This is a genomic window from Citrobacter sp. KH_055_1 (assembly GCF_057838705.1).
Map to the genome: position 1 here is coordinate 748,225 of NZ_CM174473.1, position 24,658 is coordinate 772,882.

At 54.6% G+C, this 24,658-nt stretch carries 21 protein-coding genes and 1 other RNA gene; 14 read left to right on the plus strand and 8 right to left on the minus strand.

All coding sequences use genetic code 11. From position 1 onward, the window contains the following. The first annotated feature begins 86 nt into the window (after positions 1 to 86). The 5 genes from fbaA to srsR all read left to right on the plus strand — a co-directional run bounded on the left by fbaA (position 87) and on the right by srsR (position 4,902). A complete protein-coding gene (gene fbaA / locus AC3ITF_RS03705) occupies positions 87 to 1,166 on the plus strand; it encodes a class II fructose-bisphosphate aldolase (protein WP_096755772.1) in 1,080 nt (359 codons plus the stop codon). A gap of 191 nt (positions 1,167 to 1,357) precedes the next feature. Then, a complete protein-coding gene (locus tag AC3ITF_RS03710) occupies positions 1,358 to 2,218 on the plus strand; it encodes a small-conductance mechanosensitive channel MscS (protein ID WP_096755773.1) in 861 nt (286 codons plus the stop codon). 190 nt (positions 2,219 to 2,408) lie between these two features. Beyond that, entirely contained in the window at positions 2,409 to 3,044 is a 636-nt protein-coding gene (gene argO / locus AC3ITF_RS03715; RefSeq protein ID WP_096755774.1) for an arginine exporter ArgO, read from the plus strand. 93 nt (positions 3,045 to 3,137) lie between these two features. After that, the gene (locus AC3ITF_RS03720; RefSeq protein WP_489176141.1) at positions 3,138 to 3,884 is read left to right on the plus strand and encodes an oxidative stress defense protein; all 747 of its coding nucleotides are present in this window, start codon (positions 3,138 to 3,140) and stop codon (positions 3,882 to 3,884) included. Positions 3,885 to 4,005: 121 nt separating this feature from the next. Next, positions 4,006 to 4,902 carry a LysR family transcriptional regulator SrsR gene (gene srsR, locus AC3ITF_RS03725; RefSeq protein WP_137362200.1) on the plus strand — a complete coding sequence of 299 codons (897 nt, stop codon included), beginning with the start codon at positions 4,006 to 4,008 and terminating at the stop codon, positions 4,900 to 4,902. Here the strand turns inward: srsR and scpC are convergent. The 5 genes from scpC to argP all read right to left on the minus strand — a co-directional run bounded on the left by scpC (position 4,899) and on the right by argP (position 11,444). Then, positions 4,899 to 6,365, minus strand: coding sequence for a succinyl-CoA:acetate CoA-transferase ScpC (scpC, locus tag AC3ITF_RS03730; protein WP_117342632.1), 1,467 nt, complete (start codon positions 6,363 to 6,365; stop codon positions 4,899 to 4,901). The genes srsR and scpC overlap by 4 nt on opposite strands. A gap of 24 nt (positions 6,366 to 6,389) precedes the next feature. After that, positions 6,390 to 7,175, minus strand: coding sequence for a methylmalonyl-CoA decarboxylase (gene scpB, locus AC3ITF_RS03735; RefSeq protein WP_096755778.1), 786 nt, complete (start codon positions 7,173 to 7,175; stop codon positions 6,390 to 6,392). Positions 7,176 to 7,185: 10 nt separating this feature from the next. Next, positions 7,186 to 8,181: a methylmalonyl Co-A mutase-associated GTPase MeaB gene (gene meaB / locus AC3ITF_RS03740; RefSeq protein WP_137399029.1), complete on the minus strand. Its 996-nt coding sequence runs from the start codon at positions 8,179 to 8,181 to the stop codon at positions 7,186 to 7,188. Beyond that, positions 8,174 to 10,318 (minus strand): methylmalonyl-CoA mutase, encoded by a 2,145-nt coding sequence (gene scpA / locus AC3ITF_RS03745; RefSeq protein ID WP_096755780.1) that lies wholly within the window; start codon positions 10,316 to 10,318, stop codon positions 8,174 to 8,176. Before scpA ends, meaB begins: the two co-directional genes overlap by 8 nt. Before the next feature lie 232 nt (positions 10,319 to 10,550). Continuing rightward, the gene (gene argP / locus AC3ITF_RS03750; protein WP_003825477.1) at positions 10,551 to 11,444 is read right to left on the minus strand and encodes a DNA-binding transcriptional regulator ArgP; all 894 of its coding nucleotides are present in this window, start codon (positions 11,442 to 11,444) and stop codon (positions 10,551 to 10,553) included. Positions 11,445 to 11,614: 170 nt separating this feature from the next. On the opposite strand from argP, the gene rpiA reads away from it, so the two are divergent. Beyond that, the gene (rpiA, locus tag AC3ITF_RS03755; RefSeq protein WP_489176142.1) at positions 11,615 to 12,274 is read left to right on the plus strand and encodes a ribose-5-phosphate isomerase RpiA; all 660 of its coding nucleotides are present in this window, start codon (positions 11,615 to 11,617) and stop codon (positions 12,272 to 12,274) included. A gap of 273 nt (positions 12,275 to 12,547) precedes the next feature. Further along, positions 12,548 to 13,780 carry a phosphoglycerate dehydrogenase gene (serA, locus tag AC3ITF_RS03760; RefSeq protein WP_096755782.1) on the plus strand — a complete coding sequence of 411 codons (1,233 nt, stop codon included), beginning with the start codon at positions 12,548 to 12,550 and terminating at the stop codon, positions 13,778 to 13,780. Positions 13,781 to 13,876: 96 nt separating this feature from the next. Here the strand turns inward: serA and AC3ITF_RS03765 are convergent, their stop codons facing one another. The 3 genes from AC3ITF_RS03765 to zapA all read right to left on the minus strand — a co-directional run bounded on the left by AC3ITF_RS03765 (position 13,877) and on the right by zapA (position 15,047). After that, complete coding sequence (locus AC3ITF_RS03765; protein ID WP_489176143.1) at positions 13,877 to 14,473, minus strand: 5-formyltetrahydrofolate cyclo-ligase; 597 nt, start codon at positions 14,471 to 14,473, stop codon at positions 13,877 to 13,879. A gap of 19 nt (positions 14,474 to 14,492) precedes the next feature. After that, positions 14,493 to 14,676, minus strand: a non-coding RNA gene (ssrS, locus tag AC3ITF_RS03770) — 6S RNA. Positions 14,677 to 14,717: 41 nt separating this feature from the next. Next, positions 14,718 to 15,047 carry a cell division protein ZapA gene (gene zapA / locus AC3ITF_RS03775; protein WP_096755784.1) on the minus strand — a complete coding sequence of 110 codons (330 nt, stop codon included), beginning with the start codon at positions 15,045 to 15,047 and terminating at the stop codon, positions 14,718 to 14,720. 166 nt (positions 15,048 to 15,213) lie between these two features. On the opposite strand from zapA, the gene AC3ITF_RS03780 reads away from it, so the two are divergent. From AC3ITF_RS03780 to gcvP, 7 genes are all read left to right on the plus strand, one after another. Then, the gene (locus AC3ITF_RS03780) at positions 15,214 to 15,792 is read left to right on the plus strand and encodes a YecA/YgfB family protein (protein ID WP_135911444.1); all 579 of its coding nucleotides are present in this window, start codon (positions 15,214 to 15,216) and stop codon (positions 15,790 to 15,792) included. A gap of 26 nt (positions 15,793 to 15,818) precedes the next feature. Next, positions 15,819 to 17,135 (plus strand): Xaa-Pro aminopeptidase, encoded by a 1,317-nt coding sequence (gene pepP, locus AC3ITF_RS03785; RefSeq protein ID WP_181630251.1) that lies wholly within the window; start codon positions 15,819 to 15,821, stop codon positions 17,133 to 17,135. Further along, entirely contained in the window at positions 17,132 to 18,310 is a 1,179-nt protein-coding gene (gene ubiH, locus AC3ITF_RS03790) for a 2-octaprenyl-6-methoxyphenyl hydroxylase (RefSeq protein WP_489176144.1), read from the plus strand. Before pepP ends, ubiH begins: the two co-directional genes overlap by 4 nt. Before the next feature lie 122 nt (positions 18,311 to 18,432). Further along, positions 18,433 to 19,635: an FAD-dependent 2-octaprenylphenol hydroxylase gene (ubiI, locus tag AC3ITF_RS03795; RefSeq protein ID WP_096755789.1), complete on the plus strand. Its 1,203-nt coding sequence runs from the start codon at positions 18,433 to 18,435 to the stop codon at positions 19,633 to 19,635. Positions 19,636 to 20,086: 451 nt separating this feature from the next. Next, positions 20,087 to 21,181, plus strand: a complete 1,095-nt coding sequence (gene gcvT, locus AC3ITF_RS03800) for a glycine cleavage system aminomethyltransferase GcvT (protein WP_115257536.1) — start codon at positions 20,087 to 20,089, stop codon at positions 21,179 to 21,181. A 24-nt stretch (positions 21,182 to 21,205) separates the two neighbouring features. Next, positions 21,206 to 21,595: a glycine cleavage system protein GcvH gene (gene gcvH / locus AC3ITF_RS03805; RefSeq protein ID WP_045447282.1), complete on the plus strand. Its 390-nt coding sequence runs from the start codon at positions 21,206 to 21,208 to the stop codon at positions 21,593 to 21,595. A 127-nt stretch (positions 21,596 to 21,722) separates the two neighbouring features. After that, the gene (gcvP, locus tag AC3ITF_RS03810; RefSeq protein ID WP_096755792.1) at positions 21,723 to 24,596 is read left to right on the plus strand and encodes an aminomethyl-transferring glycine dehydrogenase; all 2,874 of its coding nucleotides are present in this window, start codon (positions 21,723 to 21,725) and stop codon (positions 24,594 to 24,596) included. Positions 24,597 to 24,658: the final 62 nt, after the last annotated feature.

Consider the following 24,658-nt stretch of genomic DNA (forward strand, 5'->3'; position numbering starts at 1 on the left):
CGGGGTGACCCGCCTGTTTTTCAGCGCGCTTAAACGCTCGCGAACCTTCTTCAACGGTCGAAGATACAGATACAGGACTACGTAACATGTCTAAAATTTTTGATTTCGTAAAACCGGGCGTCATCACTGGCGACGACGTACAGAAAGTTTTCCAGGTAGCAAAAGAAAACAACTTTGCACTGCCAGCTGTTAACTGCGTCGGTACCGACTCCATCAACGCCGTTCTGGAAACCGCTGCAAAAGTTAAAGCACCGGTAATCGTTCAGTTCTCCAACGGTGGCGCTGCATTCATCGCGGGTAAAGGCGTGAAGTCTGACGTTCCTCAGGGCGCGGCAATCCTCGGTGCTATCTCTGGTGCGCATCACGTTCACCAGATGGCTGAACACTACGGTGTTCCGGTTATCCTGCACACTGACCACTGCGCGAAGAAACTGCTGCCGTGGATCGACGGTCTGTTGGACGCGGGTGAAAAACACTTCGCAGCAACCGGCAAACCGCTGTTCTCTTCTCACATGATCGACCTGTCTGAAGAGTCTCTGGAAGAGAACATCGAAATCTGCTCCAAATACCTGGCGCGCATGTCCAAAATGGACATGACTCTGGAAATCGAACTGGGTTGCACCGGTGGTGAAGAAGACGGCGTGGACAACAGCCACATGGACGCTTCTGCACTGTACACCCAGCCAGAAGACGTTGATTACGCGTTCACCGAGCTGAGCAAAATCAGCCCGCGTTTCACTATCGCGGCATCCTTCGGTAACGTACACGGCGTGTACAAACCAGGTAACGTGGTTCTGACCCCGACTATCCTGCGTGACTCTCAGGACTATGTTTCTAAGAAACATAACCTGCCGCACAACAGCCTGAACTTCGTCTTCCACGGCGGTTCCGGTTCTACTGCTCAGGAAATCAAAGACTCCGTAAGCTACGGCGTAGTGAAAATGAACATCGATACCGATACCCAATGGGCGACCTGGGAAGGTGTTCTGAACTACTACAAAGCAAACGAAGCTTACCTGCAGGGTCAGTTGGGTAACCCGAAAGGCGAAGATCAGCCGAACAAGAAATACTACGATCCGCGCGTATGGCTGCGTGCTGGTCAGGCAACCATGATCACCCGTCTGGAACAGGCTTTCAAAGAACTGAACGCGGTTGACGTTCTGTAATTTACGCCGTTCAACATGACATCAGGCCCGCAAATGCGGGCCTTTTTTATTGTCATTTCTCGCGGTAGTCGACAGAGAATTATGTGATCTATTTGGCAAAAATGGCGTTTATTGTTTACCCTTGTCAAATTGCCCGTCCCGGTGGGGCGGCTTTCTTTCTCCCGTTTGGGTAAGCAAAAAAGGAATAGTGAATGGAAGATTTGAATGTTGTCGACAGCATAAACGGTGCGGGTACCTGGCTGGTGCGTAACCAGGAGCTGCTGTTGAGCTATGCCGTCAACATCGTTGCGGCTATCGCTATTGTCATCATCGGGATGATTGTGGCTCGGGTTGTGTCCAACACCATTAACCGTGTGATGGTGGCGCGTCAAATTGATGCGACCGTGGCTGATTTTCTCTCTGCGCTGGTGCGTTACGGTATTATTGCCTTTACGTTGATTGCTGCGCTGGGCCGCGTGGGCGTGCAGACAGCCTCTGTTATCGCCGTGCTCGGTGCCGCCGGTTTAGCTGTCGGTCTGGCGTTGCAAGGCTCGCTGTCTAACCTCGCCGCAGGCGTTCTGCTGGTGATGTTCCGTCCGTTCCGCGCAGGCGAATATGTCGATCTTGGCGGCGTAGCGGGTACCGTGCTCAATGTGCAGATTTTCTCTACCACCATGCGTACCGTAGACGGAAAAATTGTGGTGATCCCCAACGGGAAAATCATTGCCGGTAATATCATTAACTTCTCTCGTGAACCGGTTCGTCGCAACGAATTTATTATTGGGGTGGCGTATGACTCTGATATCGACCAGGTTAAACAAATCCTCACCGATATCATTCAGTCTGACGAGCGTATCCTGAAAGACCGTGAAATGACGGTGCGCCTGAATGAGCTCGGGGCGTCCTCGATTAATTTCGTGGTGCGCGTCTGGAGCAACAGCAGCGATCTGCAAAGCGTCTACTGGGACGTACTGGAACGCATTAAGCGTGAGTTTGATGCTCACGGCATCAGCTTCCCGTATCCGCAAATGGATGTGAATTTCAAGCGCGTGAAAGCAAACGCGGCAGAATAATCGCGCGCCCGGTGGCGCTACCGCTTACCGGGCCTACAAAACCTGTAGGCCGGATAAGGCGTCAGCCGCCATCCGGCGTTTTCTCTCCGGGTATTAATTCCTCTTATACCTGATTAATATTATCAATTTCCGCTAATGATTATCCCGCGTTATAGTCTGCGCTTAAGAGAAACAGTTCGGGATATTCAACGTGTTATCATATTATTTTCAAGGGCTTGCGCTTGGCGCAGCGATGATACTTCCGCTCGGCCCGCAAAATGCTTTCGTGATGAATCAGGGTATTCGTCGGCAGTATCACATTATGATCGCCTTACTTTGTGCCATCAGCGATTTACTGCTGATCTGCGCGGGGATCTTTGGCGGCAGCGCCTTGCTGATGCAATCGCCATGGCTGATGGCGCTGGTAACCTGGGGCGGCGTGGCTTTCTTACTCTGGTACGGTTTCGGCGCGCTAAAAACGGCGATGAGCAGTAATCTGGAGCTGGCCAGTGCCGAGGTGATGAAGCAGGGGCGCTGGAAAATTATCGCTACGATGCTGGCGGTGACGTGGCTTAACCCGCATGTCTATCTCGATACCTTCGTGGTGCTGGGCAGCCTTGGCGGTCAACTGGACGTCGAGCCGAAGCGCTGGTTTGCTCTGGGTACTGTTAGCGCATCGTTCCTGTGGTTCTTTGGCCTGGCGCTGCTGGCGGCCTGGCTGGCGCCTCGTCTACGCACCGCCAAAGCACAACGAATCATCAATACGCTGGTGGGACTCGTGATGTGGTTTATTGCTTTTCAACTGGCAAAAGAAGGCGTTGCGCACGTAGATGCGCTGTTCAACTAAGTGTTGTCTGATGGACAACAGGCTGAGATCCGCTAAGCTTGCCTGCATGCGCCCTGAGTTTCGGGGTAAATAATGAAACATGGAGGAACGACAGTGAAGTTCAAAATAATGGCCCTGGCGGCATTAGTCGGATTCAGTGCACTTACAGTACAGGCAAATGAATTGCCGAATGGACCGCACATCGTGACTTCCGGAACGGCAAGCGTGGACGCGACACCTGATATTGCGACGCTGGCAATTGAAGTCAACGTGGCGGCAAAGGATGCGGCCTCAGCAAAGAAACAGGCTGACGAACGCGTCGCGCAATACCTTTCCTTCCTGGAACAAAACCAGATAGCGAAAAAAGACATCAGCTCTGCAAACCTGCGTACCCAGCCGGATTACGATTACCAGAATGGTAAAAGCGTACTCAAAGGCTATCGTGCGGTGCGCACCGTTGAGGTGACTCTGCGTCAACTGGACAAACTCAACGCGCTGCTGGATGGCGCGCTGAAAGCGGGTCTGAACGAGATTCGTTCAGTGTCGCTGGGTGTTGCCCAGCCGGATGCCTACAAAGATAAAGCGCGTAAAGCGGCCATTGATGATGCGATTCATCAGGCTGAACAACTGGCGGCGGGCTTTAGCAGCAAACTCGGCCCGGTTTACAGCGTGCGCTACCACGTGTCGAATTATCAGCCAAGCCCAATGGTACGGATGATGAAAGCCGACGCAGCGCCTGCAGCATCGGCGCAGGAAACCTACGAGCAGCCGGTCATTCAGTTTGACGATCAGGTCGATGTGGTCTTCCAGATAGAGCCTGCGGCAAGTCAGCCAGCGACAACACCTGCCAAAACGCAGTAATCTTTTCAGACCCGGCTTTTCAGCCGGGTTTTTTATGTGATCAACTGTAAAAATGCGACCGCGTCGTGCGTCTTTTTTGGGGCTGCATGAGGATATGCCATAGTGATTTTATGAGGTGACTATGGATATTTTTATCTCGAAAAAGATGCGTAATTTTATTCTGCTGGCGCAAACCAATAATATCGCCAGAGCAGCAGAAAAAATCCACATGACCGCATCGCCCTTTGGCAAAAGCATTGCTGCACTGGAAGATCAAATCGGCTATACGCTGTTTACCCGTAAAGATAACAACATCAGTCTCAACAAAGCCGGGCAGGAGCTGTATCAGAAACTGTTTCCCGTCTATCAGCGTTTGTCCGCCATTGATAACGAAATCCATACTTCCTCGCGTCGTTCGCGTGAAATCGTTATCGGCATCGACAATACCTATCCGACCATCATTTTCGACCAGTTGATTAGCCTTGGTGATAAATATGAAGGCGTGACGGCTCAGGCCGTTGAATTCAGTGAGAATGGGGTGATTGATAATCTGTTCGACCGACAGCTGGATTTTATTATTTCGCCGCAGCATGTTTCTTCGCGCGTTCAGGAGCTGGAAAATCTGGCGGTGAGCGAACTGCCTCCCCTGCGCCTGGGGTTCCTGGTGTCCCGTCGTTACGAAGAAAAGCAGCCTCAGGATCTGCTGCGGGAATTACCCTGGCTGCAAATGCGCTTCCAGAACCGCGCTAATTTTGAAGCCATGCTGGATGCCTACATGCGGCCCAGTGGGATCAATCCAACCATTATCTATCGTCCATATAGCTTTATGGCTAAGGTGAGTGCGGTGGAGCGCGGACATTTTCTGACGGTGATCCCCCATTTTGCCTGGCGGCTGGTGAATCCGGCAACGCTGAAATATTTTGATGCGCCCGGCAGCCCGATGTTCATGCAGGAATTTCTCTATTCGCTGAAAAATCATCGTTATACCGCCACGATGCTCCAGCATATTGCTGAAGATCGTGACGGTACGGCAGATTAACCCAGCATTGATCCTGTTTCGAGCAGGTTGCGGTGCAGATCAAATGCGTGGCTGAGATCGTGATGAATATGCCCGCCGGGTGCCTGTTCCAGATAGCGATGCAGGTAGTCGCGGTACAGCGGGTGCGCGCAGTTGTCGATGATGGTGTGCGCTCGTTGCAGCGGCGATAACCCACGCAGATCGGCAATCCCTTGTTCGGTAACGATCACTTTGACGCTGTGTTCGCTGTGATCGACGTGGCTGCACATCGGGACGATCGTCGAGATTTTCCCGTCTTTGGCAATCGACGGGGCCATAAAAATAGACAGATAGGCGTTGCGCTCAAAATCCCCGCTGCCGCCGATGCCGTTCATCAGGTTTACCCCTGCAACGTGCGTGGAGTTGGCATGGCCATAGATATCAAACTCCAGGCCGACATTCAGCGCAATCACCCCCAGCCGGCGGATGATCTCCGGGTTATTGGAGATCTCCTGCGGGCGCAGCACAATGCGGCTGGCGAAGAAATCCATATTGGCATAAATCTTCTGCAGTGAGGCGGCAGAAATCGTCAGGCTGGAGGCGCTGGCACCGGTAATCTTGCCCGTTTCCAGCAGATTTACGACCGACTCCTGCAGTACCTCGGAGTACATCATAAAGGGGGGAATTTCCGGATTCTCGCCCAGTCGCGCCATCACCGCGTTATTAATATTGCCGACGCCGCTTTGCAAGGGAAGAAACTCAGGTGGAATACGTTTGTGCGCCATTTCCGCCAGCAGAAAGCTCACCACGTTATCGGCAATTTGCTGGCAGAGCGGATTGGTTTTATCCGACGCACTGCCGGCATCGGGCAGGTTCGTTTCCACCAGAGCGACGATTTTTTTCGGGTCTATCTGGACGCACTGGCTGCCGATGCGATCCATGGTATGAAAAATGGGGACGCTGTTACGACGCGGCGGCGCGCCTGGTATCACAATGTCGGCCAGTTCCGCTACGCGTGGATTGTGATAATGATTCAGCTCAATAATGACTTTTTTCGCCCGTAGCAGCCAGGTTGGCGCATTGCCGATCCCGCTGGTCAGCCAGATCCTGCCGTCCGGTGCAATGGCTGAGGCCTCTATAACAGCAACATCAATCTCGCCAAAGAAGCCGTAATTAACCATCTGTGCGACTTCACTGAGATGGAGATCGACAAACCTCACCTGGCCTTGATTAATTTTCTGACGCAGGCCAGATGAGGTTTGATAAGGCGCGCGCCAGGAAACGGCATCCGCCTCAGAGAGCGCGTCATCTGCGGCAGCGCTAATTGACGCGCCGGTCAGCAGGCGGATCTGAAAAGGCTGCCCTACCTGATGCAGTTCGCTGGCTTGCCGGGCAATCGCTGCGGGCAACGCCTTTGGTGAACCCGCAGGTGTAAAGCCGCTGAACGCCACCATATCATCATGCTGAATAATTTCTGCCGCCTGTTCGGCGCTCATCCGTTTCATGGCTTTTCCTTTAGCTGACCGCGATTAATGGCCGACGAAATTCGGTTTCCGTTTTTCTAAAAACGCATTCATCCCTTCCTGATAGTCATTGCTGTCGTAAACCGCGCGGCGCATGCCCTGGATGCGTTCAAATTCATCGGAATTCATGGTGTGCGCTTCGCCCAGCACGCGCAGTTCTTCTTTGATCACGGCAATCGCCAGCGGCGCTTTTTCTGAGATGTGATGCGCCATTTGCAGAGTAAAATCTTCCAGCTCGTCGACGGCGACCACATGGTTGAGAATACCTACCGCCAGCGCGCGCTGGGCGGTAATCGGTAGGGCGGTGAAAATCAGCTCTTTGACGATATGAAAACCCGCATCACGGGTCAGGTTGTGAATACCCACCAGGTTATATGGCACGCCGAGATTGACCGGCGTCATCGAGAACGTCGAGGTCTCGGCAGAGATGATGAGATCGGAACTCATGATCATCTCGAATGCACCGCCCCAGACGCTGCCTTCAACCATCGAGATAATAGGTTTCGGGTACTTTTGGATCATGCGGGTGATCTGGCGCAGCGGATCGTCATAGGACAGCGGATCGCGACGTCCGGTAGGGAGTTCATGAATATCATGTCCAGCAGAGAACACTTTGGCCCCGCTCGGTGCGCGCAGAATAATACAGCGAATTTCTGGACGATTGAGATCGTTCAGCGCCAGCATAAGATCGTCAATAAACACTTTGCTCAGGGCGTTAAGCTTGCGGGCATAGTTGAATTCAATGACCGCGACTTTCTGGATGATGACGACGTTGACGTATTGATAGGACATAATGTTCTCTTTAATCAAAGTAATGATGTTGGATAAATTCGCTGATGTGTCGCAGGCCGGTACGTGGCGAAAGGTCATTGTTCCTGACCGAGCGCAGCGTTTGCTGGAAATAGCGATCGAAATCAGTGCGGGAAAATAACAGGTGCAGCGCCTCTTCTTCGGCCTGTTTCTGTAACCAGTCCACCGCCTGCTGCTGGCGGACTTTTTCCAGCCGCCCGCTGGCTATAAGGCATGTTTTAAAATCGATGATGGCCTGCCAGATTTCTTCAATGCCGCGTTTTTCCAGCGCGCTGCAGGCCAGAGCCTGCGGCTGCCACTCGTCATACTTGCGGCGGAGAATGTGCAGGGCGGAATCATACATATGGCGGGTGATGGCGACGTTGGCGCGGTTGTCCCCGTCATCCTTGTTGATGATGACCAGATCCGCCATCTCCATGATGCCTTTTTTGATACCCTGCAGATCGTCACCGCCGCCGGCTATTTGCAGCGAGAGAAAGCAATCAACCATGCTGGCGACTTCTGTTTCGGACTGCCCAACGCCGACGGTTTCGACGATCACTACGTCGAAGCCTGCCGCTTCGCACAGCAGCATTAATTCCCGGGCGCGCTGGCTGGCACCGCCCAAATGCCCGCTGGAAGGAACCGGTCGAATAAACGCGGCATCCGCACGCGCCAGTTCCGTCATACGGGTTTTATCGCCCAGAATGCTACCGCCGCTGACCGGACTGCTGGGATCGACAGCGATCACCGCCACCCGCAATCCCTTACGGATCAGTAGCATGCCAAAGGCTTCCAGAAAGGTGCTTTTCCCCGCGCCCGGCGTGCCGGTAATGCCCAGACGCAGGGCGTTACCGGTGAACGGTATAATGGCGTCCAGCAGCTGTGTGCTGAGTAGCTGATGACGCGGATGCTGGCTCTCGACCAGCGTCATGGCCTGGGCGAGCGTGGCGCGCTCCCCCAGACGTAGACGCTGGATGCTATCAGCCAGCGTGGCGCTGCTAATCATGGTGCTGACCAATGCGGGTTAATACATCGCGTACGCTGTCGAGCATCGGCGTACCGGGACCATAAATAGCGGCGACACCGCGCGCTTGCAGGAAGGCGTAATCCTGCGGTGGGATGACGCCGCCGGCTACCACGCAAATGTCCTCGCGCCCCCAGCTTTTGAGCGCCGCCACCAGTTCGGGGATCAACGTTTTATGACCCGCCGCCAGTGAAGAGGCGCCAACCACGTGTACATCGTTTTCTACCGCCAGGCGAGCGATCTCTTCCGGCGTGGAGAACATCGGGCTGAGGTCAACATCGAAACCGAGATCGGAATAGGCGCTGGCGATCACTTTGGCGCCGCGATCGTGACCGTCCTGACCCATCTTAGCGACCAGAATGCGCGGGCGGCGGCCGTTATCGGCGAGAAATTTTTCAGTTTGCGCAACAATGGCGTCAAACTCGTCGGCGGATTTTTCAGACTGGTGGTAGCTTTGCGCAATCACTCCGGTAACACACTGGCTTGGTACCAGGTAACGGTCAAAAGCGGACTCCAGTGCGTCAGAGATTTCACCCAGCGTGGCGCGAACGCGCGCGGCATCTATTGCGGCGGCGAGCAGGTTTTCATTGTGCCGCGCTGCGTGGGTCAAAGCTTTCAGCGTGGCTTTCACCGCAATATCGTCACGGGTCGCGCGGATGTGTTGCAGCGAGGCAATCTGCTCGTTGCGCACCTTGACGTTGTCGATTTCCAATACCGACGTGGCGTCTTCTTTATCCAGCTTGTATTTGTTCACGCCAACGATAACGCGCTGGCCCTGGTCGATGAGTGATTGTTCGCGGGCGGAAGCTTCTTCGATCATCCGTTTTGGTAAACCCGCTTCTATCGCTTTCGCCATTCCACCCGCTTCATCGATCTGTTCGATGATCGCCCGTGCTTGCTTAACGATCTGATCGGTCAGCGACTCCACATAATACGATCCGGCCAGCGGATCGACGGTGCGGCAGATCTCCGACTCCTCCTGAATGATGATCTGCGTATTGCGCGCGATGCGGGCGGAAAAGTCAGTTGGCAGGCCGAGCGCTTCATCAAAGGCGTTGGTGTGCAAAGACTGAGTACCGCCCAGGGTTGCACCCAGCGCCTCGATGGTGGTGCGCACCACGTTGTTGTACGGATCCTGCTCGGTCAGGCTCCAGCCGGAGGTCTGACAGTGGGTACGTAGCGCCAGGGATTTTGGGTTGGTGGCGCCAAAACCGCTGACCGCCTCGCTCCACAGATAACGCGCGGCGCGCAGCATGGCGACATTCATAAACAGATCCATGCCAATGCCGAAGAAGAATGACAGTCGTGGGGCGAAATCATCAATTTTCAGTCCGGCGGACAGCGCGGCTTTGATGTACTCAATCCCGTCGGCCAGGGTAAACGCCACCTGCTGCACGCAGTTGGCACCCGCTTCACCCATGTGATATCCGCTGATGCTGATGGTATTAAAGCGCGGCATATTGTCAGAACACCAGGCAATGATGTCAGCGATAATGCGCATAGAGGGCTTGGGCGGGTAAATATAGGTGTTGCGGCATAGGTACTCTTTCAGAATATCGTTTTGTATCGTGCCAGTGAGCAGCTCTGGCGCGACGCCTTGCTCCTGCGCTGCCACGATATAAAACGCCATCACCGGGAGTACCGCGCCGTTCATGGTCATGGATACCGACATCTTATCCAGTGGGATCTGGTCGAACAGTACCTTCATATCTTCGACGGTATCTATAGCCACGCCCGCTTTGCCGACGTCGCCTGCCACGCGCGGGTTATCTGAGTCGTAGCCGCGATGAGTGGCGAGGTCAAAGGCGACGGAAAGCCCTTTTTGTCCGGCGGCGAGATTACGGCGATAAAACGCGTTAGATTCTTTGGCGGTAGAGAACCCGGCGTACTGGCGAATAGTCCACGGCTGCGCGGTATACATGGTGGCGCGTGGGCCACGAACGTAAGGCGCCAGGCCGGGGAGGGTGCCCGTCACTTCCAGGTTGTCGAGATCAGCCTCGGTGTACAGCGGCTTAATGGCAATCCCTTCTGCCGTCTGTTTTACCAGCGAGTCGACGGTTTTTTCCCGTCGGCTGAGTTCCTTGTTGGCGAGCGTTTGCCACGCCTGCATATTGGCCATTTTTTGCTCCGTATTACGCAATAAGTTGAATCTTTGCGGATACGGTGAGCTTTTTCAGCTGGCTTGTCGCCAGCAAAAAATAGCCAATAAGACGTCGTTTTTTGCCGCGTGGCGTGTTTTATTTTGTGATGGATTTCAAAGACGTGGCGGGAATAGCATGAAAAGAGGGTATAAGGTTGTAGGCCGGATAAGGCGTTACGCCGCCATCCGGCACTCAGGGGCAATAAATGCTTTAATCCTGACGCAGCACATTGTGTCCGTAGGCCAGCAGCGCATCGGTGACGTTGCGCATCATGCGGCTTTCCGGTGCAAAGCGATGCCAATAGAGCATCCGACGCTGGAACAGGCCTGGCGTTAAGTCGATAAGCTCGCCGCTTTCCAGCTCTTTCTCGATCTGCAGGTGTGGGATCATGCAGCAGGTTGTCCCCTGGCGCGCCAGCTGCACAAAGGCTTCCGACGAGTTAACGATGTGGCACGGCACGCTGCCCGGTGGCAGATCGAAGTTTTGTTGCAGAAAAGCCTGATGCATGTCGTCGAGATGGTCAAACGCAACCGCCGGCGCTTTTAGCAGGGCAGAACGGGTGACGCCATTCGGAAAGTAGCGCTCGGCAAAAGGTTTTGAGCCGACAAACAGGTAGTCCAGCGCGCCGAGTTTATCCACCAGACAGCTTGGTAGCGCCTGATGTTGAATACTCACCGCGCCCACCACTTCACCGCGGCGCAGGCGTTCCTGAGTGCGTGTTTCATCTTCAACCTGCAGGTTCAGACGAATCGGTGAGTTTGCCAGCACAGGGGCCAGCGCCGGGAGTAGCCAGGTGGCCAGACTGTCGGCGTTGACGGCCAGGGAGAGCAGCAGCGGCGTCGAGCCGGTTTGTTCATCTCCCAGCCACTCGTCTTCCAGCAGTTCAACCTGACGCAACAGTGCCAGCAACTTTTGCCCTTGCTCGGTTGGGCGAGGCGGTACGGTACGCACCAGCAGCGGTTGTCCGAACATATTCTCAAGCTGTTTTATGCGTTGTGAAACCGCGGATTGTGTGATGCATAGCTTTTGCGCAGCGCGCTCAAATCCCCGTTCACGAATAACCGCATCCAGTGCTTGTAGTGTTCTGTAGTCCGGACGTTTCATTGCTCTGACGTACTCCTGATATTTTTGCGTGTTCTGCACTATGACACAATTTTAGGTTGGGTACAGACGAAATCCGCCGTCTGCGAGCGGGTGTGGGGACATTTTTCTACGCAATGTTCTATAATGCGCGTGAATTTCCACACCACATTCACACCACAGGCGAAACGATCATGACGCAGGATGAACTGAAAAAAGCAGTAGGATGGGCGGCACTTCAGTATGTACAGCCCGGCACCATTGTGGGCGTAGGTACCGGTTCAACAGCCGCACACTTTATTGATGCGCTGGGCACCATGAAAGGTCAGATTGAAGGCGCAGTGTCCAGTTCGGACGCTTCCACTGAAAAACTCAAAATCCTCGGTATCCACGTGTTCGATCTTAACGAAGTGGACAGCCTTGGCGTGTACGTTGATGGCGCGGACGAAATCAACGGTCACATGCAAATGATCAAAGGCGGCGGCGCAGCGCTGACCCGCGAAAAGATCATTGCCTCCGTCGCTAAGAAATTTATCTGCATCGCCGACGCGTCCAAAGAAGTCGATATTCTGGGTAACTTCCCGCTGCCGGTAGAAGTGATCCCGATGGCGCGTAGTGCGGTTGCTCGTCAGTTGGTGAAGCTGGGCGGTCGTCCTGAATACCGTCAGGGTGTGGTTACTGATAACGGCAACGTCATCCTTGACGTGCACGGTCTGGAGATCCTTGACGCTGTGGCGATGGAAAACGCCATCAACGCAATCCCGGGCGTTGTGACCGTGGGTCTGTTTGCCAACCGTGGGGCGGACGTTGCGCTGATCGGCACAGCAGATGGCGTGAAAACTATCGTAAAATGATCTGACGACCGGGATCTTCTGTCGTTAAAAAAATTTTGGCAGGGCAAATTTGGTGACTTGTGTCACGTTTACAATATTGTCCTGCCGATCCCTCCAAAGAAAAAGTTATCACCAGAATTTTACTCTGACATTTCCCGCTGAATGACACTTCTTCAGCACGACGACGCAAACGTTCATATTGCCGCAATATTTTTTTTTGATATGTTGAAGAGGCGGATGAAAATCCCACACACAACACATCAGATTGAACTAAAAAAAGACAGGGTCGGGGAAATGGCAAAGGTATCACTGGAGAAAGAAAAGATTAAGTTTCTGCTGGTTGAAGGTGTGCATCAAAAAGCACTGGAAAGCCTTCGTGCGGCAGGTTACACCAACATCGAGTTTCACAAAGGCGCTCTGGACACTGAACAGCTGAAAGAGTCCATCCGTGATGCCCATTTTATTGGCCTGCGATCCCGTACTCATCTGACTGAAGATGTGATTGACGCCGCAGAGAAACTGGTCGCGATAGGCTGCTTCTGTATCGGCACCAATCAGGTTGATCTGGGTGCGGCGGCAAAACGCGGGATCCCCGTGTTTAACGCACCATTCTCTAACACCCGCTCCGTTGCCGAACTGGTAATTGGCGAACTGTTGCTGCTGCTGCGCGGCGTGCCGGAAGCGAACGCTAAGGCGCACCGTGGAGTGTGGAACAAACTGGCTACCGGCTCTTTTGAAGCGCGTGGCAAAAAACTGGGGATTATTGGTTACGGCCACATTGGTACCCAGTTGGGCATTCTGGCGGAATCGCTGGGGATGCACGTCTATTTCTATGATATTGAAAACAAACTCCCGCTGGGTAACGCCACCCAGGTACAGCATCTTTCCGACCTGCTCAATATGAGCGATGTGGTCAGCCTTCACGTGCCGGAAAATGCCTCCACCAAGAATATGATGGGCGCACAAGAGATTGCCCTGATGAAGCCGGGTGCGCTGCTGATCAACGCCGCGCGCGGCACGGTTGTTGATATTCCTGCGCTGTGCGATGCGTTAGCCACTAAGCATCTGGCTGGCGCAGCAATCGACGTCTTCCCGACGGAGCCGGCGAGCAACAGCGATCCGTTTACATCTCCGCTGTGTGATTTTGACAACGTGATCCTGACGCCGCACATCGGCGGTTCAACGCTGGAAGCGCAGGAAAACATTGGTCTGGAAGTGGCAGGTAAGCTGACGAAGTATTCCGATAACGGCTCTACGCTGTCGGCGGTTAACTTCCCGGAAGTGTCGCTGCCGCTGCACGGTGGTCGTCGTCTGATGCACATTCACGAAAACCGACCAGGCGTGCTGACCGCGCTGAACCAAATCTTTGCCGAGCAGGGCGTTAACATTGCCGCGCAGTATCTGCAAACTTCCGCGCAGGTGGGGTATGTGGTTATTGATATCGAGGCAGATGAGGATGTGGCGGAGAAAGCGCTGCTGGCGATGAAAGCCATTCCGGGAACGATTCGCGCGCGTATGCTGTACTAATTATTGGTACATCGTGCCGGGTGGCGACTGCGTCTTAACCGACCTACGAGATGATTCGCAGGTCTGATAAGCGTAGCGCCATCTGGCAATTCAAGGCTACCATTCCCATACTTTTGACGGTGTTACCACCGCGGGCAGCGGAATATCCCACTCTTCGACCGGTAACTTCTCCACTCGCTGGCAATCATGTGCGTAGCCCACCGGCTGGATCTGATGCTGCTGCCAGTTTTGTAACGTGCGATCGTAAAAACCACCGCCCATGCCTAAGCGCTGTCCGTCTTCATCAAACGCCACGAGCGGCGTAATCAATACATCCAGCTTTGATAACGGCAAAACGTCGCGCACATCGAGTCGCGGCTCCTGGATTTTGAGTCGGTTAGTTACCAGATCACTGTGCGGATGATAGTGCAGAAACAGTAAATTACCGCGGCTAAACGGATGTAGAACCGGGAGATAGACACGCTTGCCCGCACGCCACAGTTGTTCGATCAGCGGTTGAGTATCAAGTTCGCCATCAAAAGAGAGAAATACCGCCACGGTGTGGGCGAGTACAACAGGGGGGAAGCTCAGCATTCTGCTCGCGGCCTGCTGACCGAAATGGCGTTGTTGCTCAGGCGTTAGCGCACGGCGACGTTGCCGAATCAGTTGACGAATTTCTTGCCGGGATAAAGGAAGTTCAAAAAGTAGTGTCATGGCTGTTGCCAGGTAGAAGGGAATCTCCGAGATGCCGCCGCAGGCTGTAACCCTTGAACCCTTGGTTCAAGGTGAATGTGTCGTCACAGTTTTAAGGCTTCTCGGACGAACCGAGCATGCTCACCAACCGTGGAGCGCCACATTCTTGTGGTATGAAATATCGGCTCAGGGGACTGGCCCGCTTGCAAACATCTCAGAGAAATTTTGTCTTCACGGTCACTCTACCACAGTAAACCGAAAAGTGTTATTCAAAGTTTTGGCCCGTTTTTTCGGTTATGCGACCCTGATCAAGCAACGCCTGTTCAATGGTTTGTTGTAGCATCCGAATACGTTGTTCCATGCTCGCCGCGTAGTCACGCGTCTTCGCTTTTTCCTGAGTTAATTCATAGCTGATGTTCAACGCGGCGATGAAAACCAGCTGCTCAGTATTTGTGACTCTAGTGCGAACTTTCAGATCTTGCAATCGCTGATTCAGATCGTCCGCAGCCTGATTCAACGCATCTTGTTGTTCAGGCGGGCAATTCACTCGCAGTGAACGGCCAAAAATTTGGATATCGACGGGTTGTGCAGACATGCCACCTTCCTGCTGATTGACTGCGCTGCCTTCGTCTCCAGACCTTGGGTCCGCGAAGGGGCGACACTATAGCTACCCTGGTATGAACATACAAGCCCTTTTCTGGTCCACCAGGGCCCAAAGTGGTAGCATAACATGAATATCCTCCCTTTGATGACGAATGCTTATGTCCATACAGAACGAAATGCCTGGTTACACCGATGTTAGCCAGTTTTTGAACCAACAAGGGGCTGGATTAACCCCGGCCGAAATGCACGGTTTGATCAGCGGGATGATTTGCGGCGGCAACAACGACAGCTCATGGCAGCCGCTGTTGCACGACCTGACCAATGAAGGTTTGGCCTTTGGCCATGAGCTGGCTCAGGCACTGATCAAAATGCACGCGGCGACCAGCGACGCCCTGGAAGACGACGGCTTCCTTTTTCAGCTTTATCTGCCTGAAGGCGACGGCGTCAGCGTGTTCGATCGTGCCGACGCGCTGGCGGGCTGGGTCAATCACTTTTTGCTGGGCCTCGGGGTTACGCAGCCCAAGCTCGACAAAGTGACCGGTGAAACCGGCGAAGCGATTGACGACCTGCGCAATATCGCCCAGTTGGGATATGACGAAGACGAAGATCAGGAAGAGCTGGAAATGTCGCTTGAAGAGATCATCGAGTACGTGCGTGTTGCTGCGCTGTTGTGCCATGACACGTTTACGCGTCAGCAACCGACCGCGCCGGAAGTACGTAAACCGACACTGCACTAAGTAACGAGAACGCCAGGGAGAGTGTTATGACTCAGCAAGAATACTTACGCCGTCGCCAGGCATTACTGGCGCACATGCAGCCAGGCAGCGCTGCGCTGATTTTCGCGGCCCCAGAAGCGACGCGCAGTGCGGACAGTGAATATCCGTACCGCCAGAGCAGCGACTTTTGGTACTTCACCGGTTTTAACGAACCTGAAGCCGTGCTGGTGCTGATTAAAAGTAATGACACTCATAACCATAGCGTTTTGTTCAACCGGGTACGTGACCTGACGGCGGAGATCTGGTTTGGTCGCCGTCTGGGACAAGATGCTGCCCCCGAGAAACTGGGTGTTGATCGGGCGTTAGCGTTCAGCGAAATCAACCAACAGCTGCATCAGTTGCTTAACGGTCTGGACACGGTGTACCACGCCCAGGGCGAATATGCCTGGGCGGATGAGATTGTGTTTACGGCGATGGATAAGCTGCGCAAAGGCGCCAGACAAAATATGAAAGCCCCTGCGGCGATTATCGACTGGCGTCCGATGGTGCACGAGATGCGCCTGTTCAAATCGCCGGAAGAGATAGCAATCATGCGTCGTGCCGGTGAAATCAGCGCGCTGGCGCATACCCGCGCGATGGAAAAATGTCGTCCGGGAATGTTCGAGTATCAGTTGGAAGGGGAGATCCATCATGAGTTTACCCGTCATGGTGCGCGTTATCCTTCCTATAACACCATTGTCGGCAGCGGTGTAAACGGCTGCATCCTGCATTACACCGAAAACGAAAGTGAAATGCGCGATGGCGATTTGGTGCTGATTGACGCCGGATGCGAATACAAAGGTTACGCTGGTGACATTACCCGCACCTTCCCGGTCAACGGGAAGTTCACTCCCGCCCAGCGCGAGATCTATGACATCGTGCTGGAGTCACTGGAAGCCAGCCTGCGTTTGTATCGTCCGGGGACGTCCATCCAGGAGGTGACGGGAGAGGTGGTGCGCATCATGATTACCGGTCTGGTTAAACTGGGTATTCTGCACGGCGATGTCGATCAACTGATTGCCGACAACGCGCAGCGTCCTTTCTTTATGCATGGCCTGAGCCATTGGCTGGGGCTGGATGTCCATGACGTTGGCGTTTATGGCCAGGATCGCTCGCGTATCCTCGAACCGGGGATGGTGCTTACCGTCGAGCCAGGACTGTATATCGCGCCGGACGCCGACGTACCACCGGCTTATCGCGGAATTGGCATTCGTATTGAAGATGACATCCTGATTACCGAAGACGGTAATGAAAACCTCACCGCCAGCGTAGTGAAAAAGGCGGATGATATTGAAGCCCTGATGGCTGCGGCGCGACTGAAATGAGCGTGATTATTGTCGGTGGTGGTATGGTTGGAGCGACTCTGGCGCTGGCTATTTCAGAGCTGAGTCATGGGACGCTGCCGGTCCATCTTATTGAAGCGAGCGAGCCGGATACTGACCGCCATCCGGGATTTGACGCTCGGGCGATTGCGTTGGCCGCAGGCACCTGCCAGCAGCTGGCGCGAATTGGCGTCTGGCAGGCCATTGCCGATTGCGCAACCCCGATCAACACGGTGCACGTCAGCGACCGTGGACATGCCGGGTGTGTGACGCTTGATGCACAGGAATACCGTATTCCTGCGCTGGGTCAGGTGGTGGAACTGCATGACGTCGGGCTGCGTCTGTTTGCGCTGTTGCGCAAAGCGCGCGGCGTCACGCTACATTGCCCTGACCGGGTGGCCAGCGTGTCGCGCACCCAGCAGCACGTTGATGTCACGCTGGAGAATAGCGAGGTGATTACCGGTCGTGTACTGGTAGCCGCTGACGGCACTCGCTCTGCGCTGGCGACCGCCTGCGGCGTTGACTGGCAGCAGCAGCCTTACGAACAACTGGCGGTGATTGCCAACGTTACCACCTCCGTCCCGCATAACGGACGAGCGTTTGAACGTTTCACGCAGCATGGCCCGCTGGCCATGTTACCGATGTCAGAAGGGCGCTGCTCGCTGGTGTGGTGTCATCCGCTGGAAAAGCGAGATGAGATCATGGCCTGGTCCGACGAACAGTTTTGTCGCGAACTGCAAACGACGTTTGGCTGGCGGCTTGGGCGCATTACGCAAGCTGGTAAACGTAGCGCCTATCCGCTGTCTTTAACCACCGCGGTGAAGGCGATTAGCCATCGCACCGTGCTGGTGGGCAATGCGGCGCAGACCCTGCATCCTATTGCCGGCCAAGGTTTTAATCTCGGCCTGCGCGATGTCATGAGCCTTGCCGAAACGTTGACGCAGGCACAGTTTGCAGCCGAAGACGTGGGTGATTATGCGGTGCTGTCGCGCTATCAGCAGCGTCGTGAGACCGATCGCGAAACAACGATTGGCGTGACCAACAGCCTGGTGTATCTGTTTGCCAATCGCTGGGCACCGCTGGTTGTTGGACGTAACGTGGGTCTTATGGCGATGGAATTATTGACGCCAGCCCGCGATGCGTTGGCGGAGCGGACCCTGGGCTGGGTCGCGCGATAAATATAGCCAGTAGGCCTGATAAGCGTAGCGCCATCAGGAAAATGCAATGGCAATCATGCCGGATGGCGGCTTCGCCTGATCCGGCCTACGGTATTTGATAGTCCCGTTTTCAGGAGCAAACAGTGCAAAGTGTTGATGTAGCAATTGTTGGTGGCGGCATGGTGGGACTGGCGGTTGCCTGCGGCTTGCAGGGCAGCGGGTTACGCGTTGCCGTATTAGAACAACATGTTCCGCAGCCTCTGGCGGCGGATGCACCTCCTCAGCTTCGCGTGTCGGCCATTAACGCCGCCAGCGAAAAACTACTGACCCGTCTTGGCGTATGGTCAGACATTGTCGCCCGTCGGGCTTGCTGTTACCACGGGATGGAAGTCTGGGACAAAGACAGCTTTGGGCGCATCGAATTTGATGACCAAAGCATGGGCTATAGCCATTTAGGACATATCGTTGAAAATTCGGTGGTCCACTACGCGCTGTGGCAAAAGGCGCAGCAGTCGGCGGATATTACGCTAATGGCTCCGGCAGAACTTCAGCAAGTGGCCTGGGGGGAGAACGAAGCTTTTCTGACCCTGAAGGATGGCTCGATGCTGACTGCGCGCCTGGTCATTGGCGCGGACGGCGCAAACTCCTGGTTGCGTAACAAAGCGGATATCCCGCTGACCTTCTGGGATTATCGCCATCATGCGCTGGTGGCAACCATTCGCACCGAGGACGCGCACGGTGCAGTTGCCCGCCAGGCGTTCCATGGCGAAGGCATTCTGGCGTTCTTACCGCTCAGCGATCCGCATTTGTGCTCTATCGTCTGGTCACTCTCGCCGCAGGAAGCAGAGCGCATGCAACTGGCAAGTGTTGACGCGTTTAATCAGGCGCTGAATATCGCCTTTGATAATCGGCTGGGACTATGTCGCGTTGAGAGCGAACGTCAGGTGTTTCCGCTAACGGGGCGCTATGCCCGCCAGTTTGCCGCGCACCGCTTGGCACTGGTCGGTGATGCGGCACATACCATCCATCCGCTGGCAGGACAGGGGGTTAACCTCGGTTTTATGGATGCTGCGGAGCTGATTGATGAGCTAAAACGTCTGCAACGCCAGGGGAAAGACATCGGTCAGTACCTTTATCTGCGTCGCTACGAGCGTAGCCGTAAGCACAGTGCAGCGGTGATGCTGGCCGGTATGCAGGGGTTCCGTGAACTGTTTGCTGGCGCGAACCCAGCGAAGAAACTGCTGCGTGATATTGGTCTGAAACTGGCCGATACCCTGCCAGGCGTAAAACCACAACTCATCCGTCAGGCGATGGGATTAAACGATCTTCCTGAGTGGTTGCGCTAACGTCCGTCAGGACAATTTTAAGAGTTTGAGACCCGTCACACTTTCCTCTCCCGGCCTGCGCGCCGGGATGCTTCTCTCATTTGAAATAATCTAATTTCACGCTTCTTTTCGCATTAGTTTTTTTAATATTACTATTTTCTCATAACGCCATTTTTGACATTTTTTCCACATTTAATATGGATTGATGACGATTTGTTTCGTTTTATCTATCTGTTGCTCTGATTTTATGGCGGTTAACTGGTTTTTTATTCTGCCGTCGATCTGGGCATTTTTAGCCATAAGCTAATGTGATGGTTAATTTTGACTTATGGTTTAGCGTCTGTTTCAGTGGTAAGTTCAAGACAAAGAGAACGTTTGCGTCGCAGCCCCCGGAGCGGCTGCGGTGCTGGGTTTCGTGGTGAACATTTCACCGCGAAAGAGTTGATAGCCCCGCTTATTCAACGAGGAAAAGATGGCTCAACAGACTCCTTTGTACGAACAACACACGCTATGCGGCGCGCGCATGGTTGATTTCCATGGCTGGATGATGCCTCTGCATTACGGTTCTCAGCTCGACGAGCACCACGCTGTTCGCACCGATGCCGGTATGTTTGATGTGTCGCACATGACCATCGTCGACCTGCGCGGCAGTCGCACCCGGGAGTTCTTGCGTTATCTGCTGGCAAACGACGTCGCGAAGCTAACGAAAACCGGTAAAGCCCTTTACTCCGGTATGCTCAATGCGTCGGGCGGTGTGATTGATGACCTGATCGTCTACTACTTCACTGAAGATTTCTTCCGCCTCGTTGTTAACTCCGCCACCCGCGAAAAAGACCTCTCCTGGATAACCCAACACGCTGAACCTTACGCTATCGACATCACCGTTCGTGATGACTTGTCGATGATTGCGGTGCAGGGACCGAATGCTCAGGCTAAAGCCGCCACGCTGTTTACTGAAGAACAGCGCCATGCGGTAGAAGGCATGAAGCCGTTCTTTGGCGTGCAGGCGGGTGATTTGTTTATCGCCACCACTGGCTATACCGGCGAAGCAGGCTATGAAATTGCCCTGCCGAATGAAAAAGCCGCGGATTTCTGGCGTGCGCTGGTCGACGCAGGCGTACAGCCATGTGGTCTGGGCGCGCGCGATACGCTGCGTCTGGAAGCCGGTATGAACCTGTACAGCCAGGAAATGGACGAGGGTATTTCTCCGCTGGCCGCCAACATGGGCTGGACCATCGCGTGGGAACCGGCTGACCGCGACTTCATTGGTCGCGAAGCGCTGGAAATGCAACGTGAAAAAGGTCACCAGCAGCTGGTTGGCCTGGTAATGACCGAGAAAGGCGTACTGCGTAATGAACTGCCGGTGCGTTTCACCGATGCGGCGGGCAATGCGCATGAAGGCATTATCACCAGTGGTACGTTCTCTCCGACGCTGGGCTACAGCATTGCACTGGCGCGCGTACCTGCGGGTATTGGCGAGACGGCAATCGTGCAGATCCGTAACCGTGAAATGCCGGTAAAAGTGACTAAACCTGTTTTTGTGCGTAACGGCAAAGCCGTCGCGTGATTCATCCTTTTTGGAGATTGATTGATGAGCAACGTACCAGCAGAACTGAAATACAGTAAAGAACACGAATGGCTGCGCAAAGAAGCAGACGGCTCTTACACCGTAGGGATCACCGAACATGCTCAGGAACTGCTGGGTGACATGGTGTTCGTTGACCTGCCAGAAGTGGGTGCCACTGTCAGCGCGGGCGACGACTGCGCGGTTGCGGAATCCGTAAAAGCAGCTTCCGATATCTATGCGCCGGTGGGCGGTGAGATTGTGGCGGTGAATGACGCGCTCAGCGACTCCCCGGAACTGGTGAACAGCGAGCCGTACACCGGCGGCTGGATCTTCAAGATCAAAGCCAGCGACGAAAGCGAAATCGAATCACTGCTGGATGCCACTGCGTACGAGGCATTACTGGAAGACGAATAAGATTGTGCCGGATGGCACTGCGTTTATCCGGCCTACGGTTTTATGTAGGCCCGGTAAGCGTCAGCGCCACCGGGCAATTGAGTTAGAGACAATCACGATTCACTGCACGTTTCAGGAACCATCGCCCATGACACAGACGTTAAGCCAGCTTGAAAACAGCGGCGCTTTCATTGAACGCCACATCGGACCGGACGCCGCGCAGCAGCAAGAAATGCTGAATGCGGTTGGCGCCGAGTCGTTAAACGCGCTGATCGGCCAGATTGTGCCGAAAGACATTCAGCTCGCAACCCCGCCACAGGTGGGCGAGGCGGCGACCGAATACGCTGCGCTGGCAGAGTTAAAAGCCATCGCCGGGCGTAACAAGCGCTTCACGTCCTACATTGGCATGGGTTATACCGCCGTGCAGTTACCGCCGGTTATCCTGCGTAATATGCTGGAAAACCCGGGTTGGTACACCGCATATACGCCGTATCAACCAGAAGTCTCCCAGGGCCGTCTGGAAGCACTGCTTAACTTCCAGCAGGTGACGCTGGATCTGACCGGTCTGGATATGGCTTCCGCTTCTCTGCTGGATGAAGCCACCGCGGCTGCCGAAGCCATGGCGATGGCAAAACGCGTCAGTAAACTGAAAAACGCCAACCGCTTCTTTGTGGCGTCTGATGTTCATCCGCAAACGCTGGATGTTGTCCGTACCCGTGCGGAAACCTTCGGCTTTGATGTCATCGTTGACGACGCAGCAAAAGCGCTGGATCACCAGGATGTCTTCGGGGTGCTGCTGCAACAAGTGGGCACTACCGGTGAAGTTCACGACTACAGCGCGCTGATTGCTGAACTGAAAGCGCGTAAAGTGGTGGTCAGCGTAGCGGCCGATTTTATGGCGCTGGTTCTGCTGACTGCGCCGGGCAAACAGGGCGCGGACATTGTTTTCGGCTCCGCTCAGCGCTTTGGCGTACCGATGGGTTACGGCGGCCCACACGCGGCATTCTTTGCAGCCAAAGACGAATTCAAACGCTCCATGCCAGGCCGTATTATCGGCGTCTCCAAAGATGCCGCAGGTAATACCGCTCTGCGCATGGCGATGCAGACTCGCGAGCAGCATATCCGCCGTGAGAAAGCGAACTCCAATATTTGTACCTCGCAGGTACTGCTGGCAAACATCGCCAGCCTGTATGCCGTTTACCACGGTCCAGTCGGACTGAAGCGCATTGCGAACCGCATCCACCGCCTGACCGATATTCTGGCCGCGGGTCTGCAACAGAAAGGGTTGAAGCTGCGTCATGCGCACTACTTTGACACCCTGTGTGTCGAAGTCGCTGATAAAGCGGCCGTGCTGGCGCGTGCCGAAGCGGCAGAAATCAACCTGCGCAGCGATATTCATAACGCCGTAGGCATTACGCTCGACGAAACCACCACCCGTGAAAATGTGGTGCAGTTGTTTAATGTTCTGCTGGGCGACAGCCACGGCCTGAACATCGATACGCTGGATAAAGACGTGGCGCTCGACAGCCGTTCTATTCAGGACAGCATGCTGCGTGATGATGCGATCCTGAGTCATCCGGTGTTCAATCGCTACCACAGCGAAACCGAGATGATGCGCTACATGCACTCGCTGGAACGTAAAGATCTGGCGCTGAATCAGGCAATGATCCCACTGGGTTCCTGCACCATGAAGCTGAACGCGGCCGCCGAGATGATCCCTATCACCTGGCCTGAATTTGCTGAACTGCACCCGTTCTGCCCACCTGAGCAGGCGGAAGGGTATCAGCAGATGATTGGTCAGCTTTCTGAGTGGCTGGTAAAACTGACCGGTTATGACGCCGTCTGCATGCAGCCGAACTCCGGCGCACAGGGTGAATATGCGGGCCTGCTGGCGATTCGTCACTATCACGAAAGCCGTAACGAAGGTCATCGCGATATCTGCCTGATCCCGGCCTCTGCTCACGGTACTAACCCAGCTTCCGCCCAGATGGCGGGAATGCAGGTGGTAGTGGTGGCCTGTGATAAAAACGGCAACATCGATCTTGGCGATCTGCGCGAAAAAGCGGCGCAGGCGGGTGAAAACCTGTCCTGCATTATGGTGACCTATCCATCCACCCACGGCGTGTACGAAGAAACGATCCGTGAAGTATGCGAAGTCGTGCATCAGTTTGGCGGCCAGGTTTACCTCGATGGCGCGAACATGAACGCTCAGGTCGGTATCACCACGCCAGGCTTTATCGGCGCGGATGTTTCACACCTCAATCTGCATAAAACCTTCTGCATTCCGCACGGCGGCGGCGGCCCGGGTATGGGGCCGATCGGCGTTAAATCGCATCTCGCACCGTTTGTGCCGGGTCACAGTGTGGTACAGATTGAAGGCATGCTCACCCGTCAGGGCGCGGTATCTGCCGCACCGTTCGGTAGCGCCTCCATTCTGCCAATCAGCTGGATGTACATCCGCATGATGGGCGCTGAAGGTCTGAAGCAGGCAAGCCAGGTGGCAATTCTTAATGCCAACTACATTGCCAGCCGTCTGAAAGATGCCTACCCGGTTCTGTATACCGGTCGCGATGGCCGTGTGGCGCACGAGTGTATTCTCGACATTCGTCCACTGAAAGAAGAGACCGGCATCAGCGAGCTGGATATTGCCAAGCGCCTGATCGACTACGGTTTCCATGCGCCAACCATGTCGTTCCCGGTAGCGGGTACGCTGATGGTGGAGCCGACGGAATCTGAAGGTAAAGTGGAATTAGATCGCTTTATTGATGCGATGCTGGCAATCCGCACAGAGATCGATCGTGTGAAAGCAGGCGAGTGGCCACTGGAAGATAACCCGCTGGTTAACGCGCCACACACCCAGAACGAGCTGGTGGCGGAGTGGAATCACGGTTACAGCCGTGAAATCGCGGTGTTCCCGGCTGGCGTGGCAAATAAATACTGGCCAACGGTGAAACGTCTTGATGACGTTTACGGTGACCGTAATCTATTCTGCTCCTGCGTGCCGATGAGCGAATATCAGTAACTTTTCCGCGTAGTAAAGTAGTGTATAGGCCGGGTAAGGCGAAGCCGCCTCCCGGCTTTTTC

What these genes read in the sequence shown, in the direction of transcription:
- meaB (WP_137399029.1), bottom strand. Translation starts at nt 8,181, where the DNA reads ATGATTAGCAGCGCCACGCTGGCTGATAGCATCCAGCGTCTACGTCTG.
- fbaA (WP_096755772.1), top strand. Translation starts at nt 87, where the DNA reads ATGTCTAAAATTTTTGATTTCGTAAAACCGGGCGTCATCACTGGCGAC.
- scpB (WP_096755778.1), bottom strand. Translation starts at nt 7,175, where the DNA reads ATGTCCTATCAATACGTCAACGTCGTCATCATCCAGAAAGTCGCGGTC.
- pepP (WP_181630251.1), top strand. Translation starts at nt 15,819, where the DNA reads ATGACTCAGCAAGAATACTTACGCCGTCGCCAGGCATTACTGGCGCAC.
- rpiA (WP_489176142.1), top strand. Translation starts at nt 11,615, where the DNA reads ATGACGCAGGATGAACTGAAAAAAGCAGTAGGATGGGCGGCACTTCAG.
- srsR (WP_137362200.1), top strand. Translation starts at nt 4,006, where the DNA reads ATGGATATTTTTATCTCGAAAAAGATGCGTAATTTTATTCTGCTGGCG.
- serA (WP_096755782.1), top strand. Translation starts at nt 12,548, where the DNA reads ATGGCAAAGGTATCACTGGAGAAAGAAAAGATTAAGTTTCTGCTGGTT.
- AC3ITF_RS03780 (WP_135911444.1), top strand. Translation starts at nt 15,214, where the DNA reads ATGTCCATACAGAACGAAATGCCTGGTTACACCGATGTTAGCCAGTTT.
- gcvT (WP_115257536.1), top strand. Translation starts at nt 20,087, where the DNA reads ATGGCTCAACAGACTCCTTTGTACGAACAACACACGCTATGCGGCGCG.
- zapA (WP_096755784.1), bottom strand. Translation starts at nt 15,047, where the DNA reads ATGTCTGCACAACCCGTCGATATCCAAATTTTTGGCCGTTCACTGCGA.
- ubiH (WP_489176144.1), top strand. Translation starts at nt 17,132, where the DNA reads ATGAGCGTGATTATTGTCGGTGGTGGTATGGTTGGAGCGACTCTGGCG.
- gcvH (WP_045447282.1), top strand. Translation starts at nt 21,206, where the DNA reads ATGAGCAACGTACCAGCAGAACTGAAATACAGTAAAGAACACGAATGG.
- AC3ITF_RS03710 (WP_096755773.1), top strand. Translation starts at nt 1,358, where the DNA reads ATGGAAGATTTGAATGTTGTCGACAGCATAAACGGTGCGGGTACCTGG.
- scpC (WP_117342632.1), bottom strand. Translation starts at nt 6,365, where the DNA reads ATGAAACGGATGAGCGCCGAACAGGCGGCAGAAATTATTCAGCATGAT.
- argP (WP_003825477.1), bottom strand. Translation starts at nt 11,444, where the DNA reads ATGAAACGTCCGGACTACAGAACACTACAAGCACTGGATGCGGTTATT.
- AC3ITF_RS03765 (WP_489176143.1), bottom strand. Translation starts at nt 14,473, where the DNA reads ATGACACTACTTTTTGAACTTCCTTTATCCCGGCAAGAAATTCGTCAA.
- gcvP (WP_096755792.1), top strand. Translation starts at nt 21,723, where the DNA reads ATGACACAGACGTTAAGCCAGCTTGAAAACAGCGGCGCTTTCATTGAA.
- scpA (WP_096755780.1), bottom strand. Translation starts at nt 10,318, where the DNA reads ATGGCCAATATGCAGGCGTGGCAAACGCTCGCCAACAAGGAACTCAGC.